This window comes from Streptococcus mitis, assembly GCF_003942775.1.
In the GTDB taxonomy this organism is placed as follows: Bacteria; Bacillota; Bacilli; order Lactobacillales; family Streptococcaceae; genus Streptococcus; species Streptococcus mitis_CN.
In genome coordinates this window covers 166,690-181,047 of sequence record NZ_RJNX01000001.1, presented here as the reverse complement: position 1 = coordinate 181,047, position 14,358 = coordinate 166,690, and the positions used below count along the sequence as shown (strand labels likewise).

The following is a 14,358-nucleotide window of genomic DNA, read 5'->3' as shown; positions in this document are numbered from 1 at the left end:
TGGAACATGATAAAATAAAGAATAAGGATTTTTAATAATTCATTATATAGAATGAGTGGATTTCTTTATGAAGAGGTTTGAAGTATCTACAGAAATTGGTAGTCTCTCTGTTACTTATCAAAAGCAAAAGAAAATGCTAGTTTGTTTAAGTGGCGCAGGTTTGCTAGCAAGTTATGAAAATTTTTCACTTATACTTGAAAAACTTCCTCCTACAATTGGTTATTTGACAATTGATTTTCCGAACACAGGTAGGAGTCCGGTTCATGACCAAGCTGGAAAAAATCTAGATAATCTTGCAGATGCGGTTTATGAAGTACTTGAAGAATTAGGGATTTCTGAATATATACTTTGTGTACATAGTTTGAGTGGAATTTTAGCTTGTAAATTGCTCAACAAACCAATTAAGTGTCAGGCTTTAGTAGCAATGGAACCGACAACTAAAAAAGTCATGTTTGCTGATTTTTCAGAAAATCCTTATCCAGAAATGGAAGAGCAGATGAGGCTGATTGACGAGTATGGTCCTGAACTTTATTTTAAGAACTTAACTCAAGCAACATTTAGCCCTGAAATTAATAAAGAAATCTGGGAAATAATGCAAGAAAAAGGCTCAGAATTGGAAAATCAAGATCCAGGATTTCAGATATCTGGAGAGATTACTGAGGAAGATTTTGAGAATGTATCTATAGAATCTTATATCCCTGTGTTTATTTTTTGTCAGGCTTATAGAGAAAAAGAGTACAGAGAATCAGAATATTGGACTTCCAATACTAAACTCATTTTAGGAGGGAATAACCATTATTTACAATGGTCAGAATCAGAAAAAATTGCGACTATTATTCGAGAATTGTCAGAATAAGATGGAAAGAAGGAGACTATAGGAGACAAGATGAACTACTTTAATGTTGGGAAAATCGTCAATACGCAAGGGTTACAGGGTGAGATGCGAGTCTTGTCTGTGACGGATTTTGCAGAAGAACGGTTTAAAAAAGGGGCTGAGCTGGCCTTGTTTGATGAAAAAGATCAGTTTGTTCAAACAGTGACCATTGCTAGCCACCGTAAACAGAAGAACTTTGACATCATTAAATTCAAAGATATGTACCATATCAACGCTATCGAAAAGTATAAGGGATACAGTCTCAAGGTCGCTGAGGAAGATTTAAACGATTTAGATGATGGTGAATTCTACTATCACGAGATTATCGGTTTGGAAGTCTATGAGGGTGATAACTCGATTGGAACCATCAAGGAAATCCTGCAACCAGGTGCTAACGATGTCTGGGTGGTCAAGCGAAAAGGTAAACGTGACTTACTCTTGCCTTATATCCCACCAGTGGTTCTCAATGTTGATATTCCGAATAACCGCGTCGATGTGGAAATCTTAGAAGGGTTAGACGATGAAGATTGATATTTTAACCCTCTTTCCAGAGATGTTTTCTCCACTAGAGCACTCAATCGTTGGAAAGGCTCGTGAAAAAGGGCTCTTGGATATTCAGTATCATAATTTTCGAGAATATGCTGAAAAGGCACGTCACGTCGATGATGAACCATATGGAGGCGGTCAGGGGATGTTGCTCCGAGCACAACCTATTTTCGATGCCTTTGATGCTATTGAAAAGAAAAATCCGCGCGTCATTCTCCTCGATCCAGCTGGAAAGCAGTTTGATCAGGCTTACGCTGAAGATTTGGCTCAAGAAGAGGAACTGATCTTTATCTGCGGTCACTACGAAGGTTATGATGAGCGAATTAAGACCTTGGTGACGGATGAGATCTCTCTAGGCGATTATGTCCTTACTGGAGGAGAATTGGCGGCCATGACCATGATTGATGCTACGGTACGTCTGATTCCAGAAGTGATTGGAAAGGAGTCTAGTCACCAAGATGATAGTTTTTCTTCAGGCCTTCTTGAATACCCTCAGTACACACGCCCTTATGATTATCGAGGGATGGTCGTGCCAGATGTACTGATGAGTGGACACCATGAAAAGATTCGTCAGTGGCGCCTGTATGAGAGTTTAAAGAAAACCTATGAACGCAGACCGGATTTGCTTGAACATTATCAACTGACAGCAGAAGAAGAAAAAATGCTGGCAGAAATTAAAGAAAACAAAGAATAAAGGAGATACCTATGCAAGTAATCAAACGTGATGGAGAAATTGCTGAATTTAATCCAGATAAGATTTACCAAGCTATCTTAAAAGCAGCCCAGACTGTCTATGTATTGACAGATGATTTACGTCAAAACCTTGCACAAGTCACTAAGAAAGTGGTTTTGGATTTGGAAGAGGCCAAGGTAGAACGTGCGACTATTAGCATGATTCAGTCTATGGTTGAACATCGTTTGCTGGGTGCAGGTTACATTACTATTGCAGAACACTACATTTCCTATCGTCTACAACGTGACTTGGAAAGAAGTGGTTATGGAGATCATATCGCGGTTCATTTACATTTTGAACAAATTCGCTAAGAAAAAAGAGTGGGATGAAGCAACAACATCTCACTCTTTCTTAAATCTATTTTTTTGGGCTGTTTGGACAGTTGAAGGGACAAATCGCAGGCGTTGAATATCGCTTATACGGATAATACGGGTCACATTTTTGGCAAAATTTTTCACGATAATTTGCTGGCGTTGCTGATCGTATTTGATGATGTCACCTGTAAAGCTTGCCTCAGACAAGATAAGGTGAACAGCGGTTTGTTTCTGGATAGCCTCTTCAATAGTGGCTGTAAGGGAGTTGCTTTCAGTCTGGTCTGGTTCTTCATGCCCATTTAAAAAGTCATGTATTTTATCTAGAACTTGCTGGAATTTATGTCTCATAATGGCCTCCCTTCTTTTATATCAATATTATATAAAATTTTCCTAAAATCTACAAGATTTTACGAATAAGCAAATGAAAGCTAAAAAAGGAGAAGAAAATGGCAGAATTTACATTTGAAATCGAAGAGCACTTGTTGACTCTTTCTGAAAACGAAAAAGGTTGGACCAAGGAAATTAACCGTGTGAGCTTTAATGGTGCCCCTGCAAAGTTTGATATTCGTGCTTGGAGCCCAGATCATACTAAAATGGGCAAAGGGATTACTCTCTCCAATGAAGAATTTCAAACCATGGTGGATGCTTTTAAAGGAAACTAAGTTTTCAAAATGAAAGAAAAGGATATTGAGTGATGACAACTCGATATCCTTTTTTAGTTAGCAAAGTAAGCTTGATTTTTAAGGCGTTGAAGTAATGGACGGCTAATAAAACTAATAGCAATAATTTTACCAAGATCTGGAATGATAAAGGGAAGAACTCCCACAACAAGAGCTTTTTCAAATGCCATTCCAGCAAGGAAATGCAAGCTGAGAATCCCTCCGACAAAGACAAGGGCATCACCCAAGAGGTTTGCAAGAAAAATATTGACAATCCCACTCTTGCTGTTGGTTAGAGAGGAAGTAAGTCCAGAGTATACAAGATAAAACCAAAGATAGCCTGCAGTAGGGCCAACTAAAGCCTGAAAACCAGCTCCACCTCCTGCAAAGACAGGAAGACCGATGGCGCCTAGAAGAAGATAAAGTCCAACAGAAAGTACAGCCTCTCTCGGTCTGAAGACAGTAGCAATCAAGCCGATTGCAAAGTTTTGAAGAGTGAAGGGAACGGGTCCAATTGGAAGACTGATTTGTGCCAAAACAGCAATGAGAGCAGCCCCAATAGCAGGGATAGCATAAACGTGAGCTTTTTTCAAAATAGTTAACCTCTTTTCTGATGTATAGTAACTATTATACTCGTAGAGTAATTATTGTCAACCAATTTTTTAATACAAGGTAACAAAAACTGTAACGGCCGATTTGCTGACTAATTAAGTTGGATAATTGTTTTGTTGATTCGAAAATTATCAAAAAAGAAGCAGACACATTTGTATCAGCTTCTTTTGTTTCGATTAACGCATAGTTACAAATTCTTCGGATGCAGTTGGGTGAATCGCCACAGTTGCGTCAAAGTCTGCCTTGGTTGCTCCCATTTTGATAGCAACTGCAAATCCTTGAATCATTTCATCAACACCGTAGCCAATTCCATGAAGTCCGACAACTTTTTCTTCTGAACCAGCTGTTATGAGTTTGAAACGGGATTCTTGTCTATTGCTAGTAACGGCAGAGTACATAGATGCAAAGCTTGATTTGTAAACCTTGATTTGCTCTTGACCATATTCTTTGATAGCTTGTTCTTCTGTCAATCCCACAGTTCCTATAGCAGGGTGTGAAAAGACAATAGTTGGAATAGTTGTGTAGTCCATTTTAGCAGTTGTTTTTCCGTTAAAGAGACGCTCAGATAAAGTACGTCCAGCCTTGATAGCAACTGGAGTTAGTTCTTTTTCCCCTGTTACATCACCTAGAGCGTAGATTCCCTCAACAACAGTATTTTGGTATTCATCTACTTGGATAAAGCCACGTTCGTTCAGAGTCACTCCAGCTTTTTCAAGTTGCAAGCCCTTAACGTTTGGACGGCGGCCTGTAGCCCAGATAACTTGACTAGCTGTGTGACTAGTACCATCTTCGAAATGAATGNTAATGCCCTCAGCAGTTTTTTCTAACTTGGCAGGGACTTTGTGAGTATGAAGTGGTAAGTTTGTTCTTTCCATTTCCTTGACCAAACCTTCAACGATGTAGGAATCAAAACCACGTAAAGGACGGTCGCGACGAACAAAGAGATCTGTCTTGACACCAAAGGTGTGGAGTACGCCAGCCAATTCAACGGCAATATAACCCGCACCTAGAATAGCAACTGACTCTGGTAATTCTTCCCAAGCAAATACATCATCAGAAGAGCCACCTAGTTCAGCACCAGGAATGTTTGGAATACTTGGATGGGCACCAGTAGCAATCACGATATGTTTAGCACGAATCAGCTCACCATTTACGCTAACAGTATGAGAATCTACAAATTCAGCATGACCTTCAATCAAGTCTACTCCGTTGCGTTTAAAACTGCCATCATAAGAAGAACGAGCGCGATCAATATAGGCTTCACGATTGCGACGTAGGGTAGCAAAGTCAAAGTTAAGATCAGTAGTCTTAAAGCCGTAGTCTTCTCCAAATTGATGGAAAGTCTCAGCGATTTGCGCCCCGTACCACATGATTTTCTTAGGAACACAGCCGACGTTGACGCAGGTTCCACCTAGTTTCTTTTCCTCAATAACGGCCGCTTTGGCTCCGTGTTCACCAGCACGATTCATGGTAGCAATTCCTCCGCTACCACCACCGATAGCAATGATATCGTATTCTCTCATTGAAAACTCCTTTATACTCTGTGAAATAGTAGAGTGTCATTTTTTGATAGTCATATTCTATCTTTTTTTTGATTTGATTGCAAAAATCTGCTACGTTCAAAAAAATTAAAGAAAAGGCTTGCAAAAAGGAAAAATAAAGTGTATTATATAACTAGTACAATGGTAATAAAAATAGATTCCGAACAATAACCAAATCCCGAAATGTCATTATTTCGTTCTGAACTGTTATTGTTTATATTTGCTAATTTTTATATAATATTGTTAAGGACTTTAAATCAAAAAGGAGTTTCATTATGAAGAAGAATCGTAAAGCTAAAAAGTGGCAATTGTATGCAGCAATCGGTGCTGCCAGTGTAGTTGTATTAGGTGCTGGGGGGATTTTGCTCTTTAGACAACCATCTCAGACCGCGGTAAAAGATGAGCCTACTCATCTTGTTGTTGCCAAGGAAGGAAGCGTGGCATCCTCTGTTTTATTGTCAGGGACAGTAACAGCAAAAAATGAACAGTATGTTTATTTTGATGCTAGTAAGGGTGATTTAGATGAAATCCTTGTTTCTGTGGGTGATAAAGTCAGTGAAGGACAGGCTTTAGTCAAGTACAGTAGTTCAGAAGCCCAGGCGGCCTATGATTCAGCGAGTCGAGCAGTAGCTAAGGCAGACCGTCATATCAACGAACTCAATCAAGCACGAAATGAAGCTGCTTCAGCTCCGGCTCCACAGTTGCCAACGCCAGCAGGAGGCGAAGGAGCTGCAGGGCAAACTCCAGCTCCAGTCTCAGGAAATGCAGTGTCATCTATTGATGCGCAACTAGGTGATGCTCGTGATGCTCGTGCAGATGCAGTAGCACAATTAAGTAAGGCTCAAAGTCAGTTGGATGCCATGACGGTTCTCAGTACCTTAGAGGGAACTGTGGTCGAAGTCAACCGTAATGTTTCTAAATCTCCAACTGGAGCTAGCCAGGTGGTAGTTCATGTCGTTAGCAATGAAAACTTGCAAGTTAAGGGGGAACTATCTGAATATAACCTTGCCAACTTATCTGTAGGTCAAGAAGTAACCTTTACTTCTAAAGTTTACCAAGATAAGAGCTGGACAGGTAAGATTAGCTATATCTCTGACTATCCTAAAACTAGTGGCGAAGCAGCAAGTGCAGCTACTGCAGCAGCAGGTGGTAATTCTGGTTCTAAATATCCATATACCATCGATGTTACAAGTGAAATCGGTGACTTGAAACAAGGATTCTCAGTAAGTGTTGAGGTCAAGAATAAGAGTAAAGCCATTTTGGTTCCTCTAACAAGTGTTGTGACTGAAAATGATAAGAACTATGTCTGGGTGCTTGACGAGCAGAAAAAGGCCAAGAAAGTGGAAGTTGGTTTGGGCAATGCTGATGCAGACAACCAAGAAATCACTTCAGGTCTGACAAATGGAGTCAAGGTCATCAGTAACCCAACGTCTTCTCTAGAGGAAGGAAAAGAGGTGAAGGCTGATGAAGCAACTAATTAGTCTAAAAAATATCTGCAGAAGCTACCGTAACGGTGACCAAGAACTGCAGGTTCTCAAAAATATCAATCTAGAAGTGAATGAGGGTGAGTTTGTTGCCATCATGGGACCATCTGGTTCTGGTAAGTCTACTCTGATGAATACGATTGGCATGTTGGATACACCAAGTAGTGGAGAGTATTATCTTGAAGGTCAAGAAGTGGCTGGACTGGGTGAAAAACAACTAGCCAAGGTTCGCAACCAACAAATCGGTTTTGTCTTTCAGCAGTTCTTTCTTCTATCTAAACTCAATGCTCTGCAAAATGTAGAATTGCCCTTGATTTACGCAGGAGTTTCGGCTTCAAAACGGCGCAAGTTAGCTGAGGAATATCTTGATAAGGTTGAATTGACAGAACGAAGTCACCATTTGCCTTCTGAATTATCTGGTGGTCAAAAGCAACGTGTGGCTATTGCGCGTGCCTTGGTAAACAATCCTTCTATTATTCTAGCAGACGAACCGACAGGAGCCTTGGATACCAAAACAGGTAACCAAATTATGCAACTATTGGTTGACTTGAACAAAGAAGGAAAAACCATTATCATGGTAACGCATGAGCCTGAAATAGCTGCTTATGCCAAACGTCAGATTGTCATTCGAGATGGAGTCATTTCATCTGATAGTGCTCAGTTAGAAAAGGAGGAAAACTAAGATGCAGAATCTGAAATTTGCCTTTTCATCTATCATGGCCCACAAGATGCGCTCTTTTCTCACTATGATTGGGATTGTTATCGGTGTTTCCTCAGTTGTTGTAATTATGGCTCTGGGGGATTCCATGTCTCGACAACTCAATAAAAACATGACCAAATCTCAGAAAAATATCAGTGTCTTTTTCTCTTCTAAAAAAAGTAAAGATGGATCTTTTACTCAGAAACAATCAGCTTTTACGGTTTCTGGAAAAGAAGAGGAAGTTCCTGTGGAACCACCAAAACCGCAAGAATCTTGGGTCAAGGAGGCAGCTAAAATGAAGGGAGTGGATAATTACTATGTAACCAACTCGATGAATGTTACCTTAACCTATAAGGATAAAAAAGTCGAACACGCTAACATGACAGGTGGAAATGTCACTTATATGGATGCGGTCGAAAATGAAATCATTGAAGGTCGTGGTCTTAGAGAGCAAGATTATAAAGATTTTGCAAGTGTGATTGTCCTAGATGATGAACTAGCCAAGAGCCTTTTTGGTTCAGCAAAAGATGCACTCAATCAGATTGTTGAAGTAAATGAAATCAGCTACCGTGTTATTGGTGTCTATGAAAGTAAAGAAGCTAAGGCTGTAAAAACCTTTGGAGTCGGAGGACTACCAATTACGACTAATATTTCTCTTGCGGTCAATTTTAACACAGACGAGATTTCAAATATTGTCTTTCGTGTTAACGATACCAGCTTGAGCCAAACTTTGGGGCCAGAGTTGGCAAGAAGAATGACCGAGATTTCAGGTCTCCAACAAGGGGAGTATCAGGTAGCAGATGCAACAGAAGCCTTCAACGAAATTCAACAAACGTTCGGCTTTATAACTACGATTATTAGTGCCATTGCAGGGATTTCCCTCTTTGTTGGAGGGACTGGTGTTATGAATATCATGCTGGTTTCGGTGACGGAGCGTACCCGTGAGATTGGTCTCCGTAAGGCTTTGGGTGCAACTCGTGCCAATATTTTAATCCAGTTTTTGATTGAATCCATGATTTTGACCTTGTTAGGTGGATTAATTGGTTTGACAATTGCAAGTGGTTTAACTGCCTTAGCAGGTTTGTTACTGCAAGGTTTGATTGCGGGTATAGAAGTAGGAGTGTCAATCCCGGTTGCCCTATTTAGTCTTGCAGTTTCGGCTAGCGTGGGTATGATTTTTGGAGTCTTGCCAGCCAACAAGGCATCGAAACTTGATCCAATCGAAGCCCTTCGTTATGAATAAAATCAACAAGATGGACACTCGTCTATCTTGTTTTTATATAGATTTCCCTATCGAAAATCCTTAAAAATGTGATATAATGAAGTGTTAGAAAAACAGGTTTCATTTGCCTGGAAAGGAAAAATTATGTCTGAAAAGAATTTTTATATTACAACACCGATTTACTATCCATCTGGTAAACTTCATATCGGATCTGCCTACACAACCATCGCCTGTGATGTCCTAGCACGTTACAAACGCCTGATGGGCTACGATGTCTTTTATTTGACAGGTCTTGATGAGCATGGTCAAAAGATTCAACAAAAAGCAGAAGAAGCTGGAATCACCCCTCAAGCCTATGTTGATGGGATGGCAGTTGGAGTCAAAGAACTCTGGCAATTACTCGATATCTCATACGATAAATTCATCCGTACAACTGATGACTACCATGAAAAAGTTGTCGCACAGGTCTTTGAGCGCTTGCTTGCTCAAGATGATATTTACTTGGGTGAATACTCTGGTTGGTATTCGGTTTCTGATGAGGAATTCTTTACAGAAAGCCAGCTTGCGGAAGTATTCCGTGATGAAGCTGGAAATGTGACTGGTGGAATCGCTCCATCAGGTCACGAAGTGGAATGGGTATCTGAAGAATCATACTTCCTTCGCCTCAGCAAATACCAAGATCGTTTGGTCGAATTTTTCAAGTCCCATCCTGAATTTATCACTCCAGATGGTCGTCTGAATGAAATGCTGCGCAACTTCATCGAGCCAGGTTTGGAGGATTTGGCGGTATCTCGTACAACCTTTACATGGGGAGTACCAGTCCCATCAAATCCAAAACACGTTGTCTATGTTTGGTTTGATGCTCTACTCAACTATGTGACAGCTCTTGGCTACGGTCAAGACGAACACGCTAACTTTGACAAGTTCTGGAACGGAACAGTCTTCCATATGGTTGGAAAAGACATCCTTCGTTTTCACTCAATCTACTGGCCAATCCTTCTTATGATGTTGGATATCAAATTGCCAGAACGTTTGATTGGTCATGGTTGGTTTGTCATGAAAGACGGTAAGATGTCTAAGTCTAAAGGGAATGTTGTCTATCCTGAAATGTTGGTAGAGCGTTATGGACTAGATCCACTTCGTTACTACCTCATGCGTAGCCTTCCAGTTGGTTCAGACGGAACCTTTACTCCGGAAGACTATGTTGGCCGTATCAATTATGAATTGGCTAATGACCTTGGAAACCTCCTCAACCGTACTGTTTCTATGATTAACAAGTACTTTGATGGACAAATTCCAGCCTATGTAGAGGGCGTGACAGAGTTTGATCATGCTCTTGCTGAGGTTGCAGAACAATCAATCGCAGACTACCATACACACATGGAAGCAGTTGACTACCCACGTGCACTTGAAGCAGTCTGGACTCTTATTTCACGTACGAATAAATACATCGACGAGACAGCTCCATGGGTCTTGGCCAAGGATGAAGCTCTTCGTGACCAATTAGCAAGTGTTATGAGTCACTTGGCAGCCAGCCTTCGTGTTGTAGCTCACTTGATTGAACCGTTTATGATGGAAACCAGTCGTGCAGTTTTGACTCAACTTGGTTTAGCAGAAGTTGCTAGCCTTGAGAACTTGAGCTTGGCTGACTTCCCTGCAGGTGTAACTGTAGTTGCCAAAGGAACACCAATCTTCCCACGTCTGGATATGGAAGAAGAAATCGCCTATATCAAGGAACAAATGGAAGGCAACAAACCAGTAGTCGAAAAAGAGTGGAACCCAGACGAAGTTGAGCTCAAACTAAACAAGGAAGAAATCAAGTTTGAAGACTTTGACAAGGTTGAAATCCGTGTCGCAGAAGTCAAAGAAGTGTCTAAAGTAGAAGGTTCAGATAAGTTGCTTCAATTCCGCTTGGATGCTGGTGATGGTGAAGATCGTCAAATCCTCTCAGGAATTGCAAAATACTATCCAAACGAACAAGAATTGGTCGGCAAGAAAGTTCAAATCGTTGCTAACCTCAAACCTCGTAAAATGATGAAGAAATATGTCAGCCAAGGGATGATCCTATCAGCTGAACATGATGGAAAATTAACCCTTCTCACAGTTGATCCAGCTGTACCAAACGGAAGTGTAATTGGGTAACAATAGACAGGACTAGTTCATGCTAGTTCTGTTTTTTATTTACACTCAATGAAAATCAAAGAGCAAACTAGGAAACTAGCCGCAAGTTGCTCAAGACACTGCTTTAAGATTGTAGATAGAACTGACCAAGTCAGTAACCATACATACGGCAAGGCGACGCTGACGTGGTTTGAAGAGATTTTCGAAGAGTATTAACTATTATGCTTTACAAACTAGTATGAAAGTAGTATACTATAGATGAAGCTACTAGTAGGTATTACAAAATAGATAGAAGGGGGAAGGGATGAAGGAAACTCAACTATTAAAAGGTGTTCTTGAAGGTTGTGTCTTGGATATGATTGGTCAAAAAGAGCGATATGGTTATGAGTTGGTTCAGACTTTGCGAGAGGCTGGATTTGACACTATCGTTCCAGGAACTATTTATCCTTTGTTACAAAAGTTAGAAAAAAATCAATGGATAAGAGGCGATATGCGCCAGTCGCCAGATGGTCCAGATCGGAAGTATTTTTCGTTAACCAAAGAAGGAGAAGAGCGTGTCTCGGTCTTTTGGCAACAATGGGACGATTTGAGTCAAAAAGTAGAAGGAATTAAGAATGGAGGGTAAACCATGACGAAAATGAAGTATTATGAAGAAACAAGCGCTTTGTTGCATCAGTTTTCTGAGGAGAATCAAAAGTATTTTGAGGAGCTCTGGGATAGTTTTAATCTTGCTGGATTTCTCTATGATGAGGACTATCTCAGAGAGCAGATTTATTTGATGATGTTAGATTTCACAGAAGCAGAACGAGATGGCATGAGTGCAGAGGAGTATCTAGGTAAGAATCCTAAAAAATTAATGAGAGAGATGCTCAAGGAAGCCCCTCGCAGTTCTATCAAAGAGTCCCTTTTGACGCCAATTCTTGTCCTAGCGGTATTACGTTATTATCAACTACTAAGCGATTTTTCGAAAGGCCCTCTCTTAACAGTTAATTTGCTCACGTTTTTAGGGCAACTACTTCTTTTTCTGATTGGATTTGGACTTGTGGCTACAATCTTACGATGGTGTTTAGTTCAAGATTCTCCTAAAATGAAAATTGGCACTTACATTGTCGTTGGGATTCTTGTTCTGCTAGTTGTTCTGGGATATGTAGGAATAGGAAGTTTTGTACAAGAAGGAGCATTTTATCTTCCTGCTCCCGGGGATAGTTTGTCTGTCTTTACGATTTCCCTAGTCATCAGTATTTGGAATTGGAAAGAACCGATTTTTCGTCCATTTGTTAGTATGATTGTTGCCCATCTTGTTGTAGGCTCTCTGCTTCGTTACTATGAGTGGATGGGAATTTCAAATGTTTTTCTTACAAAGATTATTCCTTTAGCTGTTCTCTTTATTGGTATCTTTCTCTTTTTCCGTGGGTTTAAGAAGATAACATGGAGTGAAATATAGTCAAAAAGCCGTTGCAAAGCGGTTTTTTGTTATAATGAAGGGAAGAATGTTAGAAATTAAAGGAGAAAAATTTGATGAGATACATAACTTTTGGTCAAGATGACAAAGAATTATCAGAAATTGTTCTCGGAATGATGAGAATAAAAGATAAGTCTGTAAAAGAAGTGGAAGAGCTTGTAGAAACAGCACTGTCTGTTGGAATCAATGCTTTTGACTTGGCTGATATTTATGGTCGTGGTCGTTGTGAAGAACTGTTAGGTCTTGTCCTAAAAAATCGTCCAGATTTAAGAGAAGAGATGTGGATTCAGTCCAAATGTGGCATTCGCATTGAAGAATTTACCTATTTTGATTTTTCTAAGGACTATATTATAAAATCTGTAGACGGAATTTTGCAAAGATTGAAGATTGATCATCTAGATAGCTTGCTTCTTCATCGACCAGATGCTTTGATGGAATCTGATCAAGTAGCAGAAGCCTTTGATCTTCTTTACAATCAAGGTAAGGTTCGAGATTTTGGAGTTTCTAATCAAAATCCTATGATGATGGAGTTGCTTAAAAAAGATGTCAAGCAGCCGTTAGCTGTTAATCAGCTACAATTGAGTGCGGCTTTTACACCAGGATTCGAATCAGGTTTTCATGTTAATATGGAAGATAGTCAAGCAGCTATGCGAGATGGCAGCATTTTTGAATATTGCAAATTACACGATGTGGTCATTCAAGCATGGTCTGTCTTACAATTTGGGTATTTTAAAGGGAATTTTGTTGGAAATGAGAAATTTCAAGCTTTAAATCAAGTACTTGATCGTTTAGCTACTAAATATGGAGTAACCTCTTCAACTATTGCCATTTCTTGGATATTGCGTTATCCAGCAAAAATGCAGGCAGTCGTAGGTACAACAAATCCTAAGCACTTGAGAGAAGTTAGCCAAGCGGCAAACTTTAGCTTAACAAGAAAAGAATGGTATGAAATTTATCTTGCAGCAGGGAATAATTTGCCGTAAGTAGAAGCAGGATTTAAATAAATCACAGTCAAAAAAGCCGTTTCAAAGCGGTTTTTTTGTTATAATGAAGGGGAGAATTATTGATATTAAAGGAGAAAAACATGACATTTGAAGAGATCCTACCTGGGTTAAAGGATAAGAAAAAATATGTACGAACTGGTTGGGGAGGTGCTGAAAACTATGTCCAACTTTTTGACACTATCGAGCAAAATGGGGTTGCACTTGAAGTGACGCCCTATTTCCTAATCAACGTGTCTGGAGAAGGAGAAGGTTTTTCCATGTGGAGCCCGACACCTTGTGATGTTTTGGCGACAGATTGGGTAGAAGTGCATGACTAGACGCGTATTGATTACGGGAGTGAGTTCAGGGATCGGTCTAGCTCAAGCTCGCCTCTTTTTAGAGAATGGCTATCAAGTTTATGGAGTTGACCAAGGTGAAAATCCACTCTTACAGGGTGATTTCCACTTTTTACAGAGAGATTTGACCTTGGATTTAGAGCCTATTTTTGACTGGTGTCCTCAGGTGGATGTTTTGTGCAATACTGCTGGAGTGTTGGATGCTTATAAACCCCTATTGGAACAATCAGCGCAGGAAATTCAAGAAATTTTTGAAATCAACTATGTGACTCCTGTTGAGTTGACTCGCTACTATTTGACTCAAATGTTGGAAAATAAAAAGGGGATCATTATCAATATGTGTTCTATCGCTTCTAGCCTAGCAGGCGGTGGTGGTCATGCCTATACTTCCTCTAAGCATGCTTTGGCTGGATTTACCAAGCAGTTGTCTCTAGACTATGCTGAAGCTGGAATTCAGGTCTTTGGAATTGCTCCAGGAGCAGTCAAGACGGGTATGACTGCTGCCGACTTTGAACCAGGTGGCTTAGCAGACTGGGTGGCGAGTGAAACACCAATCAAGCGCTGGATTGAGCCAGAAGAAGTGGCAGAAGTCAGTCTCTTTTTGGCCAGTGGAAAGGCCTCTGCCATGCAGGGTCAAATTCTGACAATAGATGGTGGCTGGTCTTTGAAGTAGGAGGAGTTGGATGGATATTCAAGAGATAACAGAAGAAAATGCATCGCCATTGGTCTTGAAGGTTAAGTCTGAATTATT

17 protein-coding genes are annotated in these 14,358 nt (G+C 40.2%); 14 read left to right on the top strand and 3 right to left on the bottom strand.

Features of this window, described 5'->3' with window-relative positions; genetic code table 11:
- Window positions 1-67 precede the first annotated feature (67 nt).
- Genes D8848_RS00915 through D8848_RS00900 form a run of 4 tightly spaced genes read left to right on the top strand, consistent with a single transcriptional unit; the run spans window position 68 to window position 2,464 of the window.
- The gene (locus D8848_RS00915; protein WP_125393003.1) at window positions 68-856 is read left to right on the top strand and encodes an alpha/beta fold hydrolase; all 789 of its coding nucleotides are present in this window, start codon (window positions 68-70) and stop codon (window positions 854-856) included.
- A 30-nt stretch (window positions 857-886) separates the two neighbouring features.
- Window positions 887-1,405: a ribosome maturation factor RimM gene (gene rimM, locus D8848_RS00910; protein ID WP_125442853.1), complete on the top strand. Its 519-nt coding sequence runs from the start codon at window positions 887-889 to the stop codon at window positions 1,403-1,405.
- Entirely contained in the window at window positions 1,395-2,114 is a 720-nt protein-coding gene (gene trmD, locus D8848_RS00905) for a tRNA (guanosine(37)-N1)-methyltransferase TrmD (RefSeq protein ID WP_000686933.1), read from the top strand. Before rimM ends, trmD begins: the two co-directional genes overlap by 11 nt.
- 11 nt (window positions 2,115-2,125) lie before the next feature.
- Window positions 2,126-2,464, top strand: coding sequence for an ATP cone domain-containing protein (locus D8848_RS00900; RefSeq protein ID WP_001196040.1), 339 nt, complete (start codon window positions 2,126-2,128; stop codon window positions 2,462-2,464).
- A gap of 30 nt (window positions 2,465-2,494) precedes the next feature.
- On the opposite strand, the gene D8848_RS00895 is transcribed toward D8848_RS00900, so the two are convergent.
- The gene (locus tag D8848_RS00895; protein WP_125442852.1) at window positions 2,495-2,815 is read right to left on the bottom strand and encodes a hypothetical protein; all 321 of its coding nucleotides are present in this window, start codon (window positions 2,813-2,815) and stop codon (window positions 2,495-2,497) included.
- A gap of 98 nt (window positions 2,816-2,913) precedes the next feature.
- Here D8848_RS00895 and D8848_RS00890 point away from each other — a divergent pair, with 98 nt between their 5' ends.
- Window positions 2,914-3,129 carry a YdbC family protein gene (locus tag D8848_RS00890; protein ID WP_000807422.1) on the top strand — a complete coding sequence of 72 codons (216 nt, stop codon included), beginning with the start codon at window positions 2,914-2,916 and terminating at the stop codon, window positions 3,127-3,129.
- Between the two features lie 53 nt (window positions 3,130-3,182).
- Here D8848_RS00890 and D8848_RS00885 read toward each other — a convergent pair whose 3' ends face one another.
- Together D8848_RS00885 and gor are read right to left on the bottom strand one after the other, a co-directional pair.
- On the bottom strand, window positions 3,183-3,719 hold the full coding sequence (locus tag D8848_RS00885; protein WP_125442851.1) for a biotin transporter BioY: 537 nt from the start codon (window positions 3,717-3,719) through the stop codon (window positions 3,183-3,185).
- Between the two features lie 195 nt (window positions 3,720-3,914).
- Complete coding sequence (gor, locus tag D8848_RS00880; RefSeq protein ID WP_125450635.1) at window positions 3,915-5,261, bottom strand: glutathione-disulfide reductase; 1,347 nt, start codon at window positions 5,259-5,261, stop codon at window positions 3,915-3,917.
- Between the two features lie 290 nt (window positions 5,262-5,551).
- Between gor and D8848_RS00875 the strand changes: the two genes are divergently transcribed.
- From D8848_RS00875 to D8848_RS00830, 9 genes are all read left to right on the top strand, one after another.
- Window positions 5,552-6,760, top strand: a complete 1,209-nt coding sequence (locus D8848_RS00875; RefSeq protein WP_185756840.1) for an efflux RND transporter periplasmic adaptor subunit — start codon at window positions 5,552-5,554, stop codon at window positions 6,758-6,760.
- The gene (locus D8848_RS00870; RefSeq protein WP_000811469.1) at window positions 6,744-7,445 is read left to right on the top strand and encodes an ABC transporter ATP-binding protein; all 702 of its coding nucleotides are present in this window, start codon (window positions 6,744-6,746) and stop codon (window positions 7,443-7,445) included. Before D8848_RS00875 ends, D8848_RS00870 begins: the two co-directional genes overlap by 17 nt.
- A gap of 1 nt (window position 7,446) precedes the next feature.
- Complete coding sequence (locus D8848_RS00865; protein WP_125442848.1) at window positions 7,447-8,706, top strand: ABC transporter permease; 1,260 nt, start codon at window positions 7,447-7,449, stop codon at window positions 8,704-8,706.
- Window positions 8,707-8,829: 123 nt separating this feature from the next.
- On the top strand, window positions 8,830-10,827 hold the full coding sequence (gene metG, locus D8848_RS00860; RefSeq protein ID WP_125442847.1) for a methionine--tRNA ligase: 1,998 nt from the start codon (window positions 8,830-8,832) through the stop codon (window positions 10,825-10,827).
- Between the two features lie 283 nt (window positions 10,828-11,110).
- Window positions 11,111-11,431 carry a PadR family transcriptional regulator gene (locus D8848_RS00850; protein WP_049550886.1) on the top strand — a complete coding sequence of 107 codons (321 nt, stop codon included), beginning with the start codon at window positions 11,111-11,113 and terminating at the stop codon, window positions 11,429-11,431.
- Between the two features lie 3 nt (window positions 11,432-11,434).
- Window positions 11,435-12,250: a hypothetical protein gene (locus D8848_RS00845; protein ID WP_125442846.1), complete on the top strand. Its 816-nt coding sequence runs from the start codon at window positions 11,435-11,437 to the stop codon at window positions 12,248-12,250.
- A 74-nt stretch (window positions 12,251-12,324) separates the two neighbouring features.
- Entirely contained in the window at window positions 12,325-13,251 is a 927-nt protein-coding gene (locus D8848_RS00840; protein WP_125442845.1) for an aldo/keto reductase, read from the top strand.
- Window positions 13,252-13,352: 101 nt separating this feature from the next.
- On the top strand, window positions 13,353-13,589 hold the full coding sequence (locus tag D8848_RS00835; RefSeq protein ID WP_000141924.1) for a DUF2829 domain-containing protein: 237 nt from the start codon (window positions 13,353-13,355) through the stop codon (window positions 13,587-13,589).
- Window positions 13,582-14,280, top strand: coding sequence for a 3-oxoacyl-ACP reductase (locus D8848_RS00830; protein ID WP_125442844.1), 699 nt, complete (start codon window positions 13,582-13,584; stop codon window positions 14,278-14,280). The genes D8848_RS00835 and D8848_RS00830 overlap by 8 nt, the downstream gene beginning before the upstream one ends.
- The last annotated feature ends 78 nt before the right edge of the window (window positions 14,281-14,358 follow it).

Bases quoted from the DNA above. Each gene is read 5' to 3' on its own strand.
- D8848_RS00840 (WP_125442845.1), top strand. From the start codon at position 12,325: ATGAGATACATAACTTTTGGTCAAGATGACAAAGAATTATCAGAAATT.
- D8848_RS00865 (WP_125442848.1), top strand. From the start codon at position 7,447: ATGCAGAATCTGAAATTTGCCTTTTCATCTATCATGGCCCACAAGATG.
- D8848_RS00850 (WP_049550886.1), top strand. From the start codon at position 11,111: ATGAAGGAAACTCAACTATTAAAAGGTGTTCTTGAAGGTTGTGTCTTG.
- D8848_RS00890 (WP_000807422.1), top strand. From the start codon at position 2,914: ATGGCAGAATTTACATTTGAAATCGAAGAGCACTTGTTGACTCTTTCT.
- D8848_RS00830 (WP_125442844.1), top strand. From the start codon at position 13,582: ATGACTAGACGCGTATTGATTACGGGAGTGAGTTCAGGGATCGGTCTA.
- D8848_RS00915 (WP_125393003.1), top strand. From the start codon at position 68: ATGAAGAGGTTTGAAGTATCTACAGAAATTGGTAGTCTCTCTGTTACT.
- metG (WP_125442847.1), top strand. From the start codon at position 8,830: ATGTCTGAAAAGAATTTTTATATTACAACACCGATTTACTATCCATCT.
- D8848_RS00845 (WP_125442846.1), top strand. From the start codon at position 11,435: ATGACGAAAATGAAGTATTATGAAGAAACAAGCGCTTTGTTGCATCAG.
- rimM (WP_125442853.1), top strand. From the start codon at position 887: ATGAACTACTTTAATGTTGGGAAAATCGTCAATACGCAAGGGTTACAG.
- trmD (WP_000686933.1), top strand. From the start codon at position 1,395: ATGAAGATTGATATTTTAACCCTCTTTCCAGAGATGTTTTCTCCACTA.
- D8848_RS00900 (WP_001196040.1), top strand. From the start codon at position 2,126: ATGCAAGTAATCAAACGTGATGGAGAAATTGCTGAATTTAATCCAGAT.
- D8848_RS00895 (WP_125442852.1), bottom strand. From the start codon at position 2,815: ATGAGACATAAATTCCAGCAAGTTCTAGATAAAATACATGACTTTTTA.
- D8848_RS00835 (WP_000141924.1), top strand. From the start codon at position 13,353: ATGACATTTGAAGAGATCCTACCTGGGTTAAAGGATAAGAAAAAATAT.
- D8848_RS00870 (WP_000811469.1), top strand. From the start codon at position 6,744: ATGAAGCAACTAATTAGTCTAAAAAATATCTGCAGAAGCTACCGTAAC.